Genomic DNA, 18,711 nt, shown 5'->3' on the forward strand with positions numbered 1-18,711 from the left:
TTGTGAGCGGATTGGCGTTTCGATTCCTAATAAGGCGTGAATTGGGCAGTAAATCCGTTCTGTGTCGTCGTGACATATCTTGTTACCGGCTCGGATATTCAGCCGATGTTCCGTAATGTTTTGCTTTAACGATTTGTTAACCTGAGTATTACTTTCTAATACTGTAAAGCGAAGTCATCGCTTCCGGCGTTTAGAATTGGGTAAGTATTCGGCGAGTGGAGCCGACAGGGCCGGATTCACGCCTCTGCGATCTGTGTTCATGGCCGCTATGCGCTGAGGGCAGGAACCAATGGGCCGCGCGCCGCCGCAAGGCTCGCGGCAATTCCGTGACGTGGCAGGTCGTTGTCCGGATCGCCCATCAACTGCCGCGCACTGCGACGAACTGGCGACAGAACCTCATGCCTTTAATTTGGCGTCATGTTGCACGTGCGCGCCTGCTATGTTAGCAAAGCCGCGATTTTAACGAGCCCGGCACCTCCCGTGTCGGTCGTAAATCGAAGTCCCGCTTGAATTCCAAGGGCTTGGATCGCTAGGCGCCGCTTCGTGGCGACGGTTTTTCCCTTGCGAGTTTGACAGCAAAAAGAGCGCGTCTGTGGCTGCAGAAGATACGTCCGTTTCCGGTGTGTCCGGCCGTTATGCAACGGCCTTGTTTGAACTGGCCCGCGACCAGAAAGTGGTCGATGAGGTCAAGGCCGATCTCGATAAATTCGAGGCCTTGCTGAACGAGAGCGCCGATCTCAAGCGCCTCGTCCGCAGCCCGGTGTTCGCGGCCGATGCCCAGTCCAGGGCGCTCTCGGCCGTGCTGGACAAGGCCGGCATCGCCGGTATCTCCGCCAATTTCCTCAAAGTGCTGACCGCCAATCGCCGCCTGTTCGCGGTGGCTGACGTCATCCGCGCCTATCGCGCCCTCGTCGCCCGATTCAAGGGCGAGGTGACGGCCGATGTGACCGTGGCGGAAAAGCTCTCGGACAAGAATCTCGACGCCCTCAAGGTTGCCCTGAAGTCGGTGACCGGCAAGGACGTCGCGCTCAACGTGAATGTCGATCCCTCGATCATCGGTGGCCTCGTCGTCAAGCTTGGCAGCCGGATGATCGATAGTTCGCTTCGCACCAAACTCAATTCGATCAAGCACGCGATGAAAGAGGCAGGCTGATGGACATCCGCGCCGCGGAAATTTCCGCGATCCTCAAGGACCAGATCAAGAATTTCGGCCAGGAAGCTGAAGTCTCCGAAGTCGGGCAGGTGCTGTCCGTCGGCGACGGCATCGCCCGCGTCTACGGTCTGGACAACGTCCAGGCCGGTGAAATGGTCGAGTTCGAGAACGGCACCCGCGGCATGGCGCTGAACCTCGAAACCGACAACGTCGGTATCGTTATTTTCGGCGCCGACCGCGAGATCAAGGAAGGCCAGACCGTCAAGCGCACCCGCGCCATCGTGGACGCGCCGGTCGGCAAGGGCCTGCTCGGCCGCGTCGTCGACGCGCTCGGCAACCCGATCGACGGCAAGGGCCCGATCCAGGCCGACAAGCGCATGCGCGTCGACGTCAAGGCGCCCGGCATCATTCCGCGCAAGTCGGTGAGCGAGCCGATGGCGACCGGCCTCAAGGCGATCGACGCCCTGATCCCGATCGGTCGTGGCCAGCGCGAGCTGATCATCGGCGACCGTCAGACCGGCAAGACCGCGATCGCGCTCGACACCATCCTGAACCAGAAGCCGCTCAACGCGCAGCCGGACGAGAACATCAAGCTGTATTGCGTCTACGTCGCGATCGGCCAGAAGCGTTCGACCGTCGCCCAGTTCGTGAAGGTGCTGGAAGAGCAGGGCGCGCTCGAATACTCGATCATCGTTGCCGCCACGGCGTCGGATCCGGCGCCGATGCAGTACATCGCGCCGTTCACCGGCTGCACCATGGGCGAGTACTTCCGCGACAACGGCATGCACGCCGTCATCATCTATGACGATCTGTCCAAGCAGGCCGTTGCCTACCGCCAGATGTCGCTGCTGCTGCGCCGCCCGCCGGGCCGCGAAGCTTATCCCGGCGACGTGTTCTATCTGCACTCCCGCCTGCTCGAGCGTGCGGCGAAGCTGAACAAGGACCAGGGCTCGGGCTCGCTGACGGCGCTGCCGGTCATCGAAACCCAGGCCAACGACGTGTCGGCCTACATTCCGACCAACGTCATCTCGATCACCGACGGCCAGATCTTCCTGGAAACCGACCTGTTCTTCCAGGGCATCCGTCCCGCGGTGAACGTCGGTCTGTCGGTGTCCCGCGTCGGTTCTTCCGCGCAGACCAAGGCCACCAAGAAGGTCGCCGGCAAGATCAAGGGCGAGCTCGCGCAGTACCGCGAAATGGCGGCGTTCGCGCAGTTCGGCTCCGATCTCGACGCCTCGACCCAGCGCCTGCTCAACCGCGGTTCGCGCCTGACCGAGCTGCTGAAGCAGCCGCAATTCGCGCCGCTGAAGATGGAAGAGCAGGTCTGCGTGATCTGGGCCGGCACCAACGGCTATCTTGATCCGCTCCCGCTCAACAAGGTGCGCGCGTTCGAGGACGGTCTGCTGTCGCTGCTGCGCGGCAAGAACGCCGAGATCCTTAATGCGATCCGCGACAGCCGCGATCTCTCCGACGACACCGCCGCCAAGCTGAAGTCGGTGGTCGAAGGTTTTGCGAAGAGCTTCGCCTGATTGCTGCGTGGCCGGAGCTTCCGGCCACGACCGCTTCACGAGAGGCAAGACAATAAGAAGCGTGCCCGGCGCCCGGCCGGGCATTGCGATAGGGACAGGCTAGCGGTCCGACGCTTCAGTCGAACCGCCGGGGTGAACGAAGAATGGCGTCACTTAAAGACATGCGCGTCCGCATCGCCTCCACCAAGGCGACGCAGAAGATCACCAAGGCGATGCAGATGGTCGCGGCGTCCAGATTGCGCCGCGCCCAGCAAGCGGCCGAGGCGGCGCGGCCCTATGCCGACAAGATGAGTGCGGTGATCTCCAATATCGCCAGCGCTGCCGCGGGTTCGCCCGGCGCGCCGGCGCTGCTGGCCGGCACCGGCAGGGACCAGGTTCACCTGCTGCTGGTCTGCACCGGCGAGCGCGGCCTGTCCGGCGCCTTCAACTCCTCGATCGTGCGCCTTGCCCGCGAGCGCGCCCAGGCGCTGATCGCGCAGGGCAAGGAAGTCAAATTCTTCTGCGTCGGCCGCAAGGGCTATGAGCAGCTCCGCCGCCTGTTCGACAAGCAGATCGTCGAGCATCTCGACCTGCGCAGCGTTCGACAGCTCGGCTTCGTCAACGCCGAGGACATCGCCAAGAAGGTGCTGGCCCGTTTCGACAACGGTGAGTTCGACGTCTGCACGCTGTTCTATGCGCAGTTCAAGTCGGTGATCGCCCAGATCCCGACCGCGCAGCAGATCATTCCGCTGATCGTCGAGGAAAAGGCGGCGAACGCGCCGTTGACGTCCTACGAATATGAGCCGGAGGAGGACGAACTCCTCTCCGGCCTGCTGCCACGCAACATCGCGGTGCAGATCTTCCGTGCGCTGCTGGAAAACAACGCTTCGTTCTACGGCGCGCAGATGAGCTCGATGGACAACGCCACCCGCAACGCCGGCGAAATGATCCGCAAGCAAACCCAGATCTACAACCGAACCCGTCAAGCCCAGATCACCAAGGAGCTGATCGAGATCATCTCCGGCGCCGAGGCGGTCTGACGCACGAACTAACGACGGTCGTTCAAGTAAAGAATTTCGAAGGAGAGCTTCATGGCTACAGCAGCTAACCCGGTCGGTCGCGTCACCCAGGTCATGGGCGCCGTCGTCGACGTTCAGTTCGAGGGCCACCTCCCGGCCATTCTCAATTCGCTGGAAACCAGGAACGGCAACATCCGCCTCGTGCTGGAAGTTGCGCAGCATCTCGGTGAGTCCACCGTGCGCACGATCGCGATGGACGTGACCGAAGGTCTGGTCCGCGGCCAGGAAGTGACCGACACCGGCCAGCCGATCGCGGTTCCGGTGGGCGACGGCACGCTCGGCCGCATCATGAACGTCATCGGCGAGCCGATCGACGAAGCCGGTCCGATCAAGTCCGAAGGCGTGCGCGCCATCCACCAGGAAGCGCCGACCTACACCGACCAGTCGACCGAAGCTGAAATTCTCGTCACCGGCATCAAGGTGGTCGATCTTCTTGCTCCGTATGCGAAGGGCGGCAAGATCGGCCTGTTCGGCGGCGCCGGCGTCGGCAAGACCGTGCTGATTCAGGAGCTGATCAACAACGTCGCGAAGGCGCACGGCGGTTACTCCGTGTTCGCCGGCGTCGGCGAGCGTACCCGTGAGGGCAACGACCTCTATCACGAGTTCATCGAGTCCAAGGTCAATGCCGATCCGCACAATCCGGATCCGAGCGTGAAGTCGAAGTGCGCACTGGTGTTCGGTCAGATGAACGAGCCCCCGGGCGCGCGCGCCCGCGTCGGCCTCACCGGTCTGACCGTCGCCGAGCATTTCCGCGACCAGGGCCAGGACGTGCTGTTCTTCGTCGACAACATCTTCCGCTTCACCCAGGCCGGCTCGGAAGTGTCCGCGCTCTTGGGTCGTATTCCTTCGGCGGTGGGTTATCAGCCGACGCTCGCAACCGACATGGGCGCGCTGCAGGAGCGCATCACCACCACGCAGAAGGGTTCGATCACCTCGGTGCAGGCCATCTACGTTCCGGCCGACGACTTGACCGACCCGGCGCCCGCGACCTCGTTCGCGCATCTGGACGCGACCACGGTGTTGAACCGCGCGATCTCGGAAAAGGGCATCTACCCCGCGGTGGACCCGCTCGACTCGACCTCGCGCATGCTCTCGCCGCTCGTCGTCGGTCAGGAGCACTATGACACCGCGCGTATGGTCCAGCAGGTGCTGCAGCGCTACAAGTCGCTCCAGGACATCATCGCCATTCTCGGCATGGACGAGCTTTCGGAAGAGGACAAGCTGACGGTGGCCCGCGCCCGCAAGATCGAGCGCTTCCTGTCGCAGCCGTTCCACGTCGCCGAAATCTTCACCGGCTCGCCCGGCAAGTTCGTCGACCTCGCCGACACCATCAAGGGCTTCAAGGGCCTCTGCGAAGGCAAGTATGACCACCTGCCGGAAGCCGCCTTCTACATGGTCGGCACCATCGAAGAAGCCGTCGAGAAGGGCAAGAAGCTCGCCGCTGAAGCGGCTTAAGAAGCGAATGGCGAATGGGGAGTAGCGAATAGTCCGCTGCTCCCGACCGCCACTCGCTATTCGCCACTCGCTATTCGCAGGTTCTTTCCATGGCCACCTTCCACTTCGATCTCGTCTCGCCGGAAAAGCTCGCCTTCTCGGGCGAGGTCGATCAGGTCGACATCCCCGGCGTCGAGGGTGATTTCGGCGTGCTGGCCGGGCACGCGCCGGTCGTGGCTGCGATCCGGCCCGGCATTCTCACCATCACCACCGCCGGCAGGCACGAGAAGGTCATCGTGCTCGGCGGCCTCGCCGAAGTCTCCGAAAACGGCCTGACCGTGCTCGCCGACGTCGCGACGTCGCTGGACGAGCTCGACCGTGCGCGGTTCGCCGAGACCATCTCGGAGATGGAAGAGGCCCTGAAGGAGCACGAAGGTGACGAGCTCGATCAGGCCATTGCGCGGCTTGACCACTTCAAGAGCATCCAGCAGCAGCTCAGCTCCACGGCTATGCACTAAGCCCCGGGGCATCGCTCCGGGGCTCAGGCTCAAAATTCCTGAACAGGTTCAGCGCTCGTCACGGAAGTGGCGGGCGCTGAAACTTTGTTGCACCGCGCCGGAGATAGCGGCATTCTGCGCCCGCGAATTTGTTCCGGGGCCGGTCACAGATGAAGCGCAAGATCGCGGCGATTTTCGCAGCCGATATTGCCGGGTATTCGAGGCTGGTCGCGGAAGACGAAGAGGAGACGCTGCGGCGTCTTGCCTCCTATCGCGAGGTCGTCGACGATTTCATCGCCAAGGCGGGCGGGCGCATCTTCAACACCGCGGGCGATGCCGTGCTGGCGGAATTCCCGAGCGCGGTCGATGCGGTACGCTGCGCGATCGACATCCAGGAATCCCTGCGTACCCGCAACATGGCCTATCCGCCGAGCCGGCAGATGTCGTTCCGCATCGGCATCACCATCGGCGATGTCGTCGAGCGCGATGGCGATCTGCTCGGCGACGGCGTCAACATCGCCGCGCGGCTGGAGGGCCTCGCTGAGGTCGGCGGCATCTGCGTCTCCCGCGCCGTGCACGAGCAGGTCGCCAACAAGCTGTCGGTGCAGTTTGCCGATATCGGCGCGCAGGAGGTCAAGAACATCCCGACGCCCGTGCACGCCTACATGGTGGCGATGCGGCGCGAGGATGGCTCCTACGCCACGCCGCAGGTGAAGAAGGCGGCTTCCAAGGTGGCCGCCGCACCGGTGTGGATGTGGCCGCTGGTGGTTGCCGTGGTCTCGATCGTCGCCATCGTTGTCAGCGGCTTCCTCTACAACACCAAGCTCAAGCAGACGGCGACCGCCGCCTCGACGCCGGCCGCCACGCCAAGCGCTGCGCCGAGCCCAACGCCGACCCAGGTCGCAAAGGCGCCGATGGCCCCGATGGCTCCGTCGAATGCCGGCGCTGCAATAGCGCCGATGCCCGCGCCGTCACCATCCGCAGCGCCGATGACGGGCAAGCTTGCTGCCGACAGCGTGCCCTTCATCAACGAGCGCGTCCGCAACTATCTGGCTGGCGATTATTCCGCGGCGGGCGACTACAAGGCCTTCGCGCTCAATGTCGGCGGCTTCACGGGCTCGGTGCTGAACCAGCCGAACGAGGAGGCCGCGCGCAACGGCGCGCTCGAGCAGTGCCAGAAGCGCGCCGATGCCGCGCAATCGCCGCGGCGCTGCGAGCTCTATGCGGTCGGCAACAATGTCGTCTACTCCCACGGCAAGCCGCCGATGCCGCCGGCGCCGTATTTCCGGCATGACGCCATGACCGAGCGGGCATTCGCGTCGAAGGATTTTCCGATCGTGCGTGAGCCGCAGAAAGTCCGGCTCGAGAACATGTTCGTGCCGGCCGCGAAATCCCGCTCGGTCGCGCTTGGCCCGGGCGGACAATATTTCATGGTGCTGGGCGCATCATCCACTGAGGACGCGGCGCGGCGTTCCCTGGAATCGTGCGGCGCCATCGCCGGCGTGGCCTGCCTGGTCGTCGCGATCGACGACAATTTCGTCGTGCCGATCCCGAGCCTGTTCAGGATCACCGGCTTCTTCAATGCCGCTTCCAATGCCTCGATCGTTGCGGATACGCGCGGCGAGGTGGTGCGTAAGCTTGGTGACGCCATGGGCTGGAATGCGGTCGCGGTCGGCACCGCCGGTCGTCCCGGCCTCGGTCTGAAAGCCGCGGACGAGCAGACCGCCGTCAACTCCGCGCTCGCCGATTGCGCCAAGCGCGACAGCGACTGTCACGTCATCGCGATCGGCCCGTTCACGGTGGGCCCGATCAATTAGGGTGATGAGATAAGCCCCTACTCGGGTCCGACCAAAGGTGCGTTCCCTCCCCCCTTGTGGGGGAGGGGTAGGGAGAGGGGTAGCCCGGCAAAAGGTGCTCGTTGTTGGTGATGCACCGAGACGTGTGCGCGCGACGGATAGAATCCCCGTGTGGCCCCCTCCCTGCCCCTCCCCCACAAGGGGGAGGGAATGAGAGAGAGGTGTGCTCCTCACGCGCAAATTCTCGGAAAAAATTCTCTAATCATTTCAACCCCAGTTCTACTGTGCATGGGGTTGTTTTCGCGGTTCTAGTTCCCGAAGGCAGCGAACTGCTTCGCAACGGCCTGGTAGACGTCGCGGCGGAACGGCACCACGAGATCGGCGACACGGTCGAGGCGCTCCCAGCGCCAGGCGTCGAATTCCGCCGGCTGATCGTTGCGCGGCGTCAGCGGATCGATCTCGTCGTCGCGGCCGGTGAAGCGCAGCGCGAACCATTTTTGGCGCTGACCGCGGAACTTTGCGAGCCGGTGAGTCTGCGGTCCGTCATAGGGCGGGAATTCGTAGGTGAGCCAATCGGTCTCACCAAGATAGGCGGCGCTCTTGACGCTGGTCTCTTCCCAGAGCTCGCGCATCGCGGCATCGCGCAAATTCTCGCCTTCGTCGACGCCGCCCTGCGGCATCTGCCAGTCGAGGCCCGGCAGGATGATCTCGGGTCCGTCGCCCTTGAAGCGATGGCCGATCAGCACGCGGCCTTCGGCATTGAACAGGGCGATGCCCACGTTGGGGCGGTAGGGCTTCTCATTCGTCACGCGGGCATCTCTCATCGTCATTCCGGCGATGCCTTAGCATCGAACCCGGAGCGACGATTTGATTTATTCATCCGCGAGCGCGGAAAATTCCTGCACCACGCGCTCATAGACCGGGCGCTTGAACGGGACGATCAGCCCGGTCAGGTTCTTCATCGGCTCCCAGCGCCAGTTCACGAATTCGGCCTTGTGGCCGCCGCCGCCGGGCTTCTCGACGTTGATCTCGCTGTCCTTGCCGGTGAAGCGCACCGCGAACCATTTCTGGCGCTGGCCGCGATAGCGGCCCTTCCAGGCGCGCCCTGCAACCGTGCGCGGAATGTCGTAAGTGAGCCAGTCCGGAACCTCGCCGAGCCGCTCGACCGAGCGCACGCTGGTCTCCTCATAGAGTTCGCGCTTGGCGGCTTCCCAGGTGTCTTCGCCGGGATCGACGCCGCCCTGTGGCATCTGCCAGACATGGGTGTCGTCGACATGTTCGATGCCACCGGCGCGGCGACCGATGAACACCAGGCCCTTCGTGTTGATCAGCATCACCCCGACACAGGTCCGGTAGGGCAGATCCTCGTAACGCGCCATTCCGCCAGACCCTCTCGCCTGCGTTAGGTCCGGCTTGATGCGGCCCCGCGAGACCCGTGCCGTACCAATCCGTTGATTTAGCTGGATTTTGATTTCAGCATCGCGGTTGTCAATGGCACCAAAAGGATACCTCGGTCGCCCAATGTCTTGGTCCAGGCGTTGACGCGCTCGATCGAGACGGGCAGGGCCGAGGCGGTGCCGACGGCGACGCCCCGCTCGCGTGCCGCCGATTCCAGCTTGTTGAGGGCGCGGTCGATCTCGGCCGGGGTCGGCACCACGTCGATCGCGATGTCGCCCTTGCCGAACGGCATCGCCTGGCTCGCCGCGGCCTGGGGCGCGATGCTGCGGGGCGAGGAGCCGTCGTCGAAGAAGCCGAGGCCGCGCTTGGCGGCCTCACGGATGATCGGCTGCATCGCCGGCTCCGTCGCCACGAAGCGGGCGCCCATGAAATTGGTGATGCCGGCATAGCCCTGCATCCGGCTGAGGTGCCAGTACAGGCGGTCCATGTTCTGGTCGGCGCTGAGCGCGGTCAGCAGCGTCTGCGGTCCCGGATCGTTGTCCGGAAAGTCGTAGGGCTCCATCGGGATCTGGAGGAAGATCTCGTGGCGCTGGGCGCGGGCCCGCTCGGCGAGCTTGCCGGGGTCGGCGCCGTAGGGCGTGAAGGCCAGCGTCACCGCCGGCGGCAGCTTCATGATGGCATCGGTGGTCTTCGCGGCGCCAACGCCGAGCCCGCCGATCACGATCGCGACCACCGGCATCTTGGCGGCCTTGGCGCGGTCGGCATCGGCCGCGTAGACGTTGAACGGCTTGAGGTCCCCGGAAACCGCCGGGATCATGCCATAGCGCGACTTTTCCAGCAGTTTCGGATCGATCCCGGCCATGACGGGCGGCGGCGCGGAGGCCGACGCCTCGCCCTTGTCGGCGGCCTCGCCGGCGCCGATCACGACGTCATGGCGCGTGCCGGTGGAGCCGTCGATCATGGTGACGGTCTTCTGCTCGCCCGCCTGCTTCGGCGCCTCCTTGGTCTCGTGCTTGCTCTCTTGCTTGCTCTCGCCGCCATGACCCGAGGCCGCCGGTTTCTCCTCGGTGGCCTTGTCTGTCGCCTTGGGCTCGCGGATCGCGATCCGCGTCATCGGCTCGCCCCCGAGCGGGTCCTTGTTGAAGATGGCAAAGCCGGCAAAGGTCACGAGGAGCAGGCCGAGCATGACGGCGAGCGCCTGCATGGCCGTGAACGGCAGCCGCAGCCGGCGTTTCCGGCGCGGCTTGTCCTGTCCGAGCGGGGCGCTCAGATCATCGGCCGTTTCAGTCATGCGCGATCCCGAATCACTACCACCGACGATACCACGTCGAGGTCAAGCGGCGGCAGGCCGGGATAGGCCGGGGATGTCAGGAGTTCCAAGCAAAAAGGGCGGCTCCTGGAGCCGCCCTTTTCATGGGATCGCGTGATGCCGAGATTTGGCTTGAAGCCTTAGTTTGCGGCCTTGGGCTTGTCGGTCGTCGTGCCCTTGTCGCCGCCCGGGGTCGGTGCCGCGGAGGCGCTGTTCTTGATGCCGTGGAGCAGGTCGTCGGCGAGCTTGAGTGCCTTGTCGTCCTTGGCGTCCGGCGGCACGTAGGATTGCGAGCCGGTCTTCTCGTCGCCGTCGTTCTTGAGGTGGCCGCGCAGCGAAGCCTCGCCCTTGGTGTCGGTGCGCGACTTCAGCTCGTCCGGCACGTCCTGCAGCACTTCGATGTCGGGCACGATGCCCTTGGCCTGGATCGACTTGCCCGACGGCGTGTAGTAGCGCGCCGTGGTCAGGCGCAGCGCGCCGTTGCCGCTTCCGAGCGGGATGATGGTCTGCACCGAGCCCTTGCCGAACGAGCGCGTGCCGACGATGGTCGCGCGCTTGTGGTCCTGCAGCGCGCCGGCGACGATTTCGGACGCCGAGGCTGAGCCGCCGTTGACCAGCACGATGACCGGCTTGCCCTTGGTGAGGTCGCCCGCATGCGCGGTGCGGCGCTGGGTCTCCTCGGCATTGCGGCCGCGGGTCGAGACGATCTCACCCTTCTCCAGGAACGAGTCGGAGACGGTGACCGCTTCCTCGAGCAGGCCGCCCGGGTTGTTGCGGAGGTCGATGATGTAGCCCTTGAGCTTGTCGCCGATCTGATTCGAGAGGTTGGCGACCTCGCGCTTCAGGCCTTCGGTGGTCTGCTCGTTGAAGGTGGTGATGCGGATATAGGCGATGTCGTCGGCCTCGATGCGGGCGCGCACCGAGCGGACGCGAATGTTGTCGCGCACCAGGGTGACGTCGATCGGATTGTCCTGGCCCTTGCGGATGATCTTGAGCTTGATCTTGGTGTTGACGGGACCGCGCATCTTCTCGACCGCCTGGTTCAGGGTCAGGCCCTGCACCGCTTCGTCGTCGAGATTGGTGATGATGTCGTTGGCCATGACGCCGGCGCGCGAGGCCGGCGTGTCGTCGATCGGCGAGACCACCTTGATCAGGCCGTCTTCCATCGTCACCTCGATGCCGAGGCCGCCGAACTCACCGCGGGTCTGCACCTGCATGTCGCGGAAGCTCTTGGCGTCCATGTAGCTCGAATGCGGATCGAGGCCGGTGAGCATGCCGCTGATCGCGGATTCGATCAGCTTGGTGTCGTCGGGCTTCTCGACATAGTCGGAGCGCACGCGCTCGAAGACGTCGCCGAACAGATTGAGCTGGCGATAGGTATCCGCGGTGGCGGCTCGCGCGCTGGAGCCCATGAACACCGCGCGCGGCTGCGTCACGAACAGCGTCAGCGCTGCACCGGTGGCCGCGCTGAGGAGGATTACTGAAGTCTTGCGCATCATCCGCGAACCTTCTCGCCTTCATTTGCGGCCCACCATGGGCCTGGATCGATTGGAGTGCCGTCTTTGCGGAACTCGACATACAACACAGGTTGACTCGCGTTCGTGGCGAGAATGGAGGCGACTTGAGAGGTCGACCCCATGATCGCGACCGGCTCCCCCGTGAGCACAAACTGGCCGATGTTGACCGAAATGCGCTCCATCCCGGCGATCAGGACATGATACCCGCCCCCGGCATTGAGGATCAAGAGTTGTCCGTAGCTGCGGAACGGGCCGGAATAGACCACCCAGCCGTCACACGGCGTTGTGACCTGGGAGCCGGGCTTGGTGGCCAGTGAAATGCCCTTCTGGACCCCACCGCCCCCGTCGGAACCACCAAAATCCCTGATCTTGTTACCGTTAACTGGAAGAGGCAGCAGGCCCTTGGCCGACGCGAAGGCGATCGCGGGGGTGGTCCGGGATCGGTCCTTGAAAGCGCCCGGGCCGGGCTTGACGTTGGCGGCCGCGTTTGCCGCTGCCTTGGCCTCGGCCTGCCTTGCGGCCTCGGCCGCCTTTTCCGCCGCCTTGGCGGCGCTCTGCAGATCCTGCTCCATCTTGGCGATCAGCCCCTGGAGATCGCCGACCTGCCTGGAGAGCGCGATGGCGCGCGAATTCTCGGCATCGAGGTCCTTTTCGCGCGAGGCCTGCTGGCGCTGCCGCTCGTCGACCAGGGCCGTCAGCCGGGTCTGGTCGCTGCGGACCTTGTCGCGGTCGGAGGCGAGCTGGTCGCGTTCGGTGGCGATGGTCTTGCGCAAGGCCACGAGCTCGCCGAGCTCGCCTGCGATCTTCTCGGCACGGCCGCGCAATTCCGGCACCACGGCGCCGAGCAGCATCGCGGTGCGCAGTGATTGCAGCGCATCCTCGGGCCGCACCAGCAGCGCCGGTGGCGTGCGCCGGCCGGCACGCTGCAACGCCGCCAGCACCTCGACGATGTCGGCGCGGCGCGAATCAAGCGAGCTGCGCATCGCCTGCTCGCGGCCATTCAGCGCGCGCAGCCGCGTTTCGGTCTCGTCGATCTTGGTCTCGACGGTGCGCACATTGGCGGCGGTGTCGATCAGCTGCTGGTTGAGCTGGGTGCGGTCCTGGCCGAGCGAGGTGATCTCGGCCTTGAGCTTGGCCTGGGCTTCCTCCGCGCTCTTCTGCCTGGCGCGGGCGGCCTCCAGCTCCTGCTCGCGCTGCTTGATCGCATCGGGCGAGACGGCCGCGGCTTGCTGTGCCGGCGCAATTGCCTGACCTTGCGTCTGAGCTTGCGCGAGGCTTGCGCCGGAGAGGCCAGCGATCAGCAGCAGGGTGAGGACAGGCGCTCGCATCGCTTTAGGCAAAGGTGCTCGTTGTGGCGCGCATCACGCGCGGTGATAGGGGTGGCCGGCCAGAATGGTGGCGGCCCGATAAAGCTGTTCCAGAAGCATGACGCGGACCATTTGGTGCGGCCAGGTCGCAGAGCCGAACGCGATCGCGAGCTTGGCCTTACGGCGCAATTCGGGCGAAAGTCCGTCCGCCCCTCCGATTACGAAGATAGTATGACCGGCACCCTCGTCGCGCCAGCGCCCGAGATGCCGTGCGAATACGGTCGAGTCGAGATTCTGGCCGCGCTCGTCCAGCGCCACCAGGATCGATTTCTCCGGAATATGCGCGGAGATCGCCGCGGCCTCTTCGGCCATCCGCGTCGCGGTATCGCGTGCGCGGCTCTCGGGGATTTCGTGGATGCTGAGCTCGCGGAATCCGAGCTTGCGGCCGGCTTCGTCGAACCGCTCGAAATAGCGGTCGGCAAGCTCCCGTTCGGGGCCCTGCTTCAGCCGGCCCACCGCAATGACAGCAACACGCATGGCTTCTTCGGAGTCGTGTTCTCGAGACCGCGCGCATTTTGCGCGCGCACGACGCTAGCATGCGCGTCAGCCGATTCGAAATCGGCTTAGGTGAGCCTAGATCGCCTTCGCCGCCCCTGGGCCCTGCGTGTACAACCGCTCGAGGTTGTAGAACTCACGGACCTCGGGTCTGAACACGTGCACGATCACATCGCCGGAATCGATCAGCACCCAGTCGCAATTGGGCAAGCCCTCGACGTGGATGTTCTTGATGCCGTTTTCCTTGAGGCCCTTGGCGACGTTTTCCGCGATCGCGCCGACGTGCCGGTTCACCCGGCCGGTGGTGACGATCATGTAGTCGGAGTACGCCGATTTGCCGCGAAGGTCGATGGTGACCGTCTCTTCCGCCTTCATGTCGTCGAGGCGGGAGAGGATCAGGCTCAGCGTCTTGTCGGCGTCGGGTTGCGCCTTCAAGGCCGCAGCTTTGGTCGATGTTTTACGCGTAGGCTTAACAACCTTGGGTAAAACAGACTTGGACAATACAGATGTGGTCAGGGACCATTCCTTTCACTGTATCGCGAACGCCGAATCCTGCGCTCACTGGTTACACTACATCATGTGGGGTTAAGGGTTTCAATATGCCAGAGAGCCCCAAATCCGCACACTCCGCCTCACATCGTACCTTTCCAGCTCCCGTCCGGGTTCCGTAGGCCGGTCGAGGACAGGTTCAGCTTCAATCCGCTCAGGAACACCCAGGCCGGCGCCGGCTGATCCGCAAGCAGTGCTGCCTTGTTCTCGGGCAGGCGGTAGCGCGCGAGCGCCTGGGCGGCCGGCGAGGCAAGGGCGCGAAAACTCTGCGGCGGGCGGTCGATGACTGCAAGCGGCACCTGGCCGGCGATGCGCCGCCAGTCCTGCCAACGATGGAATTGAGCGAGGTTGTCGGCGCCCATAATCCAGACAAAGCGCAGGCCCGAGAAGCGGCGGCGCAAGGTGTTGATCGTGTCGATAGTATAGCGGGTGCGAATGACGGATTCGAGACAGCTCACCTCGATCCTGGGATCATCAGCGACGTCGCGCGCGGCCTGCATGCGCGCGCCGAGCTCATGCAAATTGCCGTTCTCCTTCAGCGGATTGCCGGGGGTTACCAGCCACCAGATGCGATCGAGTTGCAATCGCTTGAGCGCAAACTGGCTGATCGCGCGATGTGCCTGATGCGGCGGGTTGAACGAGCCGCCGAGCAGGCCGATGCGCATGCCCTCCGTGTGGGGCGGGACCGCTTGCGCCACGAAACGCGGCACGACGAATTTGTTACTCAATGCCCGCCCCGCGACGTTGCTTACGGCCGCGTCTGCCCAGTGCCGTGAACGCGATATTTGAAGCTCGTCAACTGCTCGGCACCGACAGGGCCGCGGGCGTGGAAGCGGCCGGTCGCGATGCCGATCTCGGCGCCGAAACCGAACTCGCCGCCGTCGGCGAACTGCGTCGAGGCGTTGTGCAGCACGATCGCGGAATCGACCTCGCTCAGGAATTTTTTCGCAGCCGCCTCGTCCGCGCTCACGATCGCGTCGGTGTGATGCGAGCCGTGATTCTGGATATGCGCGATCGCGCCATTGACGCCGTCCACCACTTTCGCCGCGATGATCGCATCGAGATACTCCGTATCCCAATCGTCTTCGCTGGCAGGTTTTACACGCGCATCCGCGTCTTGCACGGTCTCGTCGCCCCGCACTTCACAGCCGGCCTCGATCAGCATCTCGACCAGCGGCTTCAGATTGTTCGCAGCAGCGGCGCGATCGACCAGCAGCGTTTCGGCCGCGCCGCAGACGCCGGTACGGCGCATCTTTGCGTTGAGCACGATCGACTTCGCCATGGCGAGGTCGGCACTGGCATCGACATAGACGTGATTGACGCCTTCGAGATGTGCGAACACCGGCACGCGCGCCTCCTGCTCGACGCGGGCGACGAGGCTCTTGCCGCCACGGGGCACGATCACGTCGACGGCGCCGTTCAATCCGGACAGCATCATGCCGACCGCCGCACGGTCGCGCGTCGGCACCAGCGTGATCGCAGCTTCGGGCAGGCCGGCTTCACGCAGGCCCTGCACGAGGCATTCATGGATCGCGCGGCACGACCGAAAACTGTCGGAGCCGCCGCGCAGGATCACGGCATTGCCCGACTTCAGGCACAGCACGCCGGCGTCCGCCGCAACGTTCGGCCGGCTCTCGAAGATCACGCCGACGACGCCGAGCGGCACGCGCACACGCTCGATGGTCATGCCGTTCGGGCGCTGCCAGCTCTCGGTGACGATGCCAACGGGATCGGCAATGCCGCGCACGATGCCGATGCCCTCGGCCATCGACTCGACCCGCGCCGGCGTCAGCGTCAGGCGGTCGATGAAGGAGGAGGTGGCGTTGCCTGACGCGCGCGCGTCGGCGACGTCCTCCGCATTGGCCGCGAGGATTGCCGCAGCGTTGCCGCGGATCGCCCGCTCCATGGCCTCGAGCGCCCGGTTCTTCTGCTCCGGCGGAGCCAGCGCCAGCTTGCGCGCCGCAGCGCGGGCACGGGTCCCGAGATCGGACATCAGGACCTGAAGATCGGCATTGCCGTCGACGGCTTTGAGGGGGGCGGCCATTGGGGTTTCAACCTTCTGCTAAGGGCGTGTCCTAGCACGGAAATCCCGGTTTTGCGAAGGGCGGGGAGGGTATGGCTGGGGCCCGGTTCGCGCTGCTGGCTGGGTCACTGGCCCAGTCCAACGTCATTCCGGGGCGGTACGTCAGCACCGAACCCGGAATCTCGAGATTCCCCGGTGCGCAATTGCGCACCTGAGGTCTGGTCCTTCGGGCCATCCCGGAATGACGGAGGCGCCGTCCCTATCCCCCCACCACCAGATCGTCGCGATGGATCATCTCCGACCGTCCGCTGATGCCGAGGATGGTCATCACGTCGGGGGACGAGCGGCCCTTGATCCGCTCGGCGACCTCGGCGTCATAGGCGATCAGGCCGCGGCCGACCTCGCTGGTGTCGGGGCCGCGCACGATCACGGCATCGCCGCGCGCGAACTGGCCCTCGACCTTGATCACGCCGGCCGGCAGCAGGCTGGCGCCGGCGCGCAGCGCCGTCACGGCGCCGGCATCGATCGTCAGCGTGCCCTTCGGCTCCAGCGTGCCCGCGATCCATCGCTTGCGCGAGGTGATGGGATTGGCCGGCGTCAGGAACCAGGTGCAGCGGCCGCCGTCGGCGATCGCCTGCAGGGGATGCTCGATCTTGCCGGAGGCGATCAGCATATGCGTGCCGCCGGTCGTGGCGATCTTGGCCGCCTCGACCTTGGTGCGCATGCCGCCGCGCGACAGCTCGGACTCGGCATCACCAGCCACGGCCTCGATCTCCGAGGAGATGCTCTCGACCACCGGAATGAGCTTTGCGTCCGGATTGTTCTTCGGAGGGGCGTCGTAGAGCCCGTCGATGTCGGAGAGCAGCACCAGCAAATCGGCGCTCGCCATGGTCGCGACGCGTGCGGCGAGGCGATCATTGTCGCCGTAGCGGATCTCGTTGGTGGCGACCGTGTCGTTCTCGTTGATCACGGGGATCGCGCGCCATTCCAGCAGCTTGCCGATGGTGGAGCGCGCATTGAGATAGCGGCGGCGCTCCTCGGTGTCCTGGAGCGTCACCAGGATCTGGCCGGCGCCGATGCCGTGCGCGCCCAGCACCTCCGACCAGATCCGCGCCAGCGCGATCTGGCCGACCGCGGCCGCAGCCTGGCTCTCCTCGAGCTTCAACGGGCCGCGCGGCAGCTTGAGCCGGCTGCGGCCGAGCGCGATCGAACCGGAGGAGACCACGAGCACGTCGCGGCCCTCGCGGTGCAGCTTGGCCATGTCGTCGGCAAGCGCGGCGAGCCAGGACGCCCGCACCTCGCCCTTGTCGGAATCGACCAGCAGCGCGGAGCCGACCTTGACGACGATGCGGCGGAATTGACTGAGTTCGGGGCTGGCCATGTGTGTATGTGTGTTGGCGCGCTTGGACGATCTGTTCTGCATTGGAAACGGCGGAGCGAGAAGCGGCGCCGATAGGCCTGCTTTTGCAGCAGGACGATGGCCGGCGCAAGGCGGGCGGGATGGTAAACGGCTCTTGTCTTGGGCAACGGCCCGGTTCTAATGCCTCCAGCCAATAATGGGCTGGAGAGGACGCGAATGGATCGCCGCAAATTCATGGCCGGATGTCTTGGGGGATGTCTTGGCCTGCCGCTGCTGGCGCAGGCTGGCGAGGCGCAGGCCGGGCTGAGCAAGATCATCTTCCCGTTCGCGGCGGGAGCGGGCGGCGACACGCTGTGCCGGCTGATCGCGCAGGAGATGGCGCCAACGCTGCAACGGACCCTCGTGGTCGAGAACCGCACCGGTGGTGACGGCCTGATCGGCATCAAGGCGGTGAAGGGCGCGAACTCCGACGGCAGCATGGTTCTGGTGACCACGGGACCCACCATGTACCTGCTGCCGATGGTAGAGACGATTCCGAGCTTCGACACCGCCAAGGATTTCATGCCGGTGTCGTTGCTCGCGCGGTTCGAATTCGCGCTGGTGATCAACCCGGCGATCGACGCCACCGATTTCAAGAGCTTCGTGGCGTGGCTGAAGGCGCATCCGGACAAGACCTCGTTCGGGGTGCCGAGCAACGGCACCATCCCGCACTTCATGGGCTCCAAGCTCGAGAAGGATCTTGGCATTCCCCTGACCCGCGTGCCCTATCGCGGCAGTGCGCCGATCCTCAACGACATCATCGGCGGTCATATCTCGTTCGGCATCACGACTTTGGCGGATGCGCTGCCGCAGCATCGTGCCAAGGGCGTGAAGATCATCGCGGTGTCGAGTGCGGAGCGTTCGCCGTTCGCACCCGACGTTCCGACGCTAAAGGAGAGTGGCATCGATCTCGTCGCTGACGCCTGGTACGGCATGTGGCTTCCTGCCGGCAGCCCGCCGGACTTCGCCAGCAAGCTCGGTGCCGCCGCGAGCGCTGCGCTGGCCAAGCCCGAGGTGAAGGAGGAGCTGACCGCGATCGGCCTCATTCCGGTCGGCAGCAATTCGGAAGGACTGTCGAAAGAGCTCGCCGCGAACAGGGCGTTCTGGCAGCCGATCGTCAAGGCGACGGGCTACAAGATCGAGAATTGAGTCTCTCCTCCCGTCATTGCGAGGAGCCCTTGCGACGA

General features: G+C 64.9%; 17 protein-coding genes. 7 read left to right on the forward strand and 10 right to left on the reverse strand.

Annotation, left to right across the window (positions count from 1 at the left end; translation table 11 throughout):
* Positions 1–592 precede the first annotated feature (592 nt).
* The 6 genes from RAD15_RS38540 to RAD15_RS38565 all read left to right on the forward strand — a co-directional run bounded on the left by RAD15_RS38540 (position 593) and on the right by RAD15_RS38565 (position 7,488).
* A complete protein-coding gene (locus tag RAD15_RS38540) occupies positions 593–1,153 on the forward strand; it encodes a F0F1 ATP synthase subunit delta (RefSeq protein ID WP_458183930.1) in 561 nt (186 codons plus the stop codon).
* Positions 1,153–2,682, forward strand: coding sequence for a F0F1 ATP synthase subunit alpha (atpA, locus tag RAD15_RS38545; RefSeq protein WP_063980422.1), 1,530 nt, complete (start codon positions 1,153–1,155; stop codon positions 2,680–2,682). Before RAD15_RS38540 ends, atpA begins: the two co-directional genes overlap by 1 nt.
* A gap of 143 nt (positions 2,683–2,825) precedes the next feature.
* A complete protein-coding gene (locus RAD15_RS38550; RefSeq protein ID WP_458183931.1) occupies positions 2,826–3,701 on the forward strand; it encodes a F0F1 ATP synthase subunit gamma in 876 nt (291 codons plus the stop codon).
* A 51-nt stretch (positions 3,702–3,752) separates the two neighbouring features.
* Complete coding sequence (gene atpD, locus RAD15_RS38555; RefSeq protein WP_458183932.1) at positions 3,753–5,195, forward strand: F0F1 ATP synthase subunit beta; 1,443 nt, start codon at positions 3,753–3,755, stop codon at positions 5,193–5,195.
* Between the two features lie 89 nt (positions 5,196–5,284).
* Positions 5,285–5,692 carry a F0F1 ATP synthase subunit epsilon gene (locus RAD15_RS38560; RefSeq protein ID WP_458183933.1) on the forward strand — a complete coding sequence of 136 codons (408 nt, stop codon included), beginning with the start codon at positions 5,285–5,287 and terminating at the stop codon, positions 5,690–5,692.
* A 149-nt stretch (positions 5,693–5,841) separates the two neighbouring features.
* On the forward strand, positions 5,842–7,488 hold the full coding sequence (locus RAD15_RS38565) for an adenylate/guanylate cyclase domain-containing protein (protein WP_458183934.1): 1,647 nt from the start codon (positions 5,842–5,844) through the stop codon (positions 7,486–7,488).
* A 287-nt stretch (positions 7,489–7,775) separates the two neighbouring features.
* Here the strand turns inward: RAD15_RS38565 and RAD15_RS38570 are convergent, their stop codons facing one another.
* From RAD15_RS38570 to proB, 10 genes are all read right to left on the reverse strand, one after another.
* Positions 7,776–8,276, reverse strand: coding sequence for an RNA pyrophosphohydrolase (locus tag RAD15_RS38570; RefSeq protein ID WP_458183935.1), 501 nt, complete (start codon positions 8,274–8,276; stop codon positions 7,776–7,778).
* Between the two features lie 63 nt (positions 8,277–8,339).
* Positions 8,340–8,846, reverse strand: a complete 507-nt coding sequence (locus RAD15_RS38575) for an RNA pyrophosphohydrolase (RefSeq protein WP_458183936.1) — start codon at positions 8,844–8,846, stop codon at positions 8,340–8,342.
* Between the two features lie 77 nt (positions 8,847–8,923).
* The gene (locus tag RAD15_RS38580; RefSeq protein ID WP_458183937.1) at positions 8,924–10,156 is read right to left on the reverse strand and encodes a divergent polysaccharide deacetylase family protein; all 1,233 of its coding nucleotides are present in this window, start codon (positions 10,154–10,156) and stop codon (positions 8,924–8,926) included.
* A gap of 158 nt (positions 10,157–10,314) precedes the next feature.
* Positions 10,315–11,673: a S41 family peptidase gene (locus RAD15_RS38585; protein ID WP_458183938.1), complete on the reverse strand. Its 1,359-nt coding sequence runs from the start codon at positions 11,671–11,673 to the stop codon at positions 10,315–10,317.
* Positions 11,670–13,019: a murein hydrolase activator EnvC family protein gene (locus RAD15_RS38590; RefSeq protein ID WP_458183939.1), complete on the reverse strand. Its 1,350-nt coding sequence runs from the start codon at positions 13,017–13,019 to the stop codon at positions 11,670–11,672. The genes RAD15_RS38585 and RAD15_RS38590 overlap by 4 nt, the downstream gene beginning before the upstream one ends.
* A gap of 33 nt (positions 13,020–13,052) precedes the next feature.
* Positions 13,053–13,535, reverse strand: a complete 483-nt coding sequence (rlmH, locus tag RAD15_RS38595) for a 23S rRNA (pseudouridine(1915)-N(3))-methyltransferase RlmH (protein ID WP_211410705.1) — start codon at positions 13,533–13,535, stop codon at positions 13,053–13,055.
* 96 nt (positions 13,536–13,631) lie between these two features.
* Positions 13,632–13,988: a ribosome silencing factor gene (gene rsfS / locus RAD15_RS38600; RefSeq protein WP_027515020.1), complete on the reverse strand. Its 357-nt coding sequence runs from the start codon at positions 13,986–13,988 to the stop codon at positions 13,632–13,634.
* 197 nt (positions 13,989–14,185) lie between these two features.
* Positions 14,186–14,830 carry a nicotinate-nucleotide adenylyltransferase gene (locus tag RAD15_RS38605; RefSeq protein ID WP_458183940.1) on the reverse strand — a complete coding sequence of 215 codons (645 nt, stop codon included), beginning with the start codon at positions 14,828–14,830 and terminating at the stop codon, positions 14,186–14,188.
* A gap of 20 nt (positions 14,831–14,850) precedes the next feature.
* On the reverse strand, positions 14,851–16,146 hold the full coding sequence (locus tag RAD15_RS38610; RefSeq protein WP_458183941.1) for a glutamate-5-semialdehyde dehydrogenase: 1,296 nt from the start codon (positions 16,144–16,146) through the stop codon (positions 14,851–14,853).
* A gap of 238 nt (positions 16,147–16,384) precedes the next feature.
* The gene (proB, locus tag RAD15_RS38615) at positions 16,385–17,506 is read right to left on the reverse strand and encodes a glutamate 5-kinase (protein WP_458183942.1); all 1,122 of its coding nucleotides are present in this window, start codon (positions 17,504–17,506) and stop codon (positions 16,385–16,387) included.
* Between the two features lie 195 nt (positions 17,507–17,701).
* On the opposite strand from proB, the gene RAD15_RS38620 reads away from it, so the two are divergent.
* Positions 17,702–18,673 carry a Bug family tripartite tricarboxylate transporter substrate binding protein gene (locus tag RAD15_RS38620; RefSeq protein ID WP_458183943.1) on the forward strand — a complete coding sequence of 324 codons (972 nt, stop codon included), beginning with the start codon at positions 17,702–17,704 and terminating at the stop codon, positions 18,671–18,673.
* Positions 18,674–18,711: the final 38 nt, after the last annotated feature.

The sequence above is a fragment of the Bradyrhizobium sp. 14AA genome (assembly GCF_054185205.1).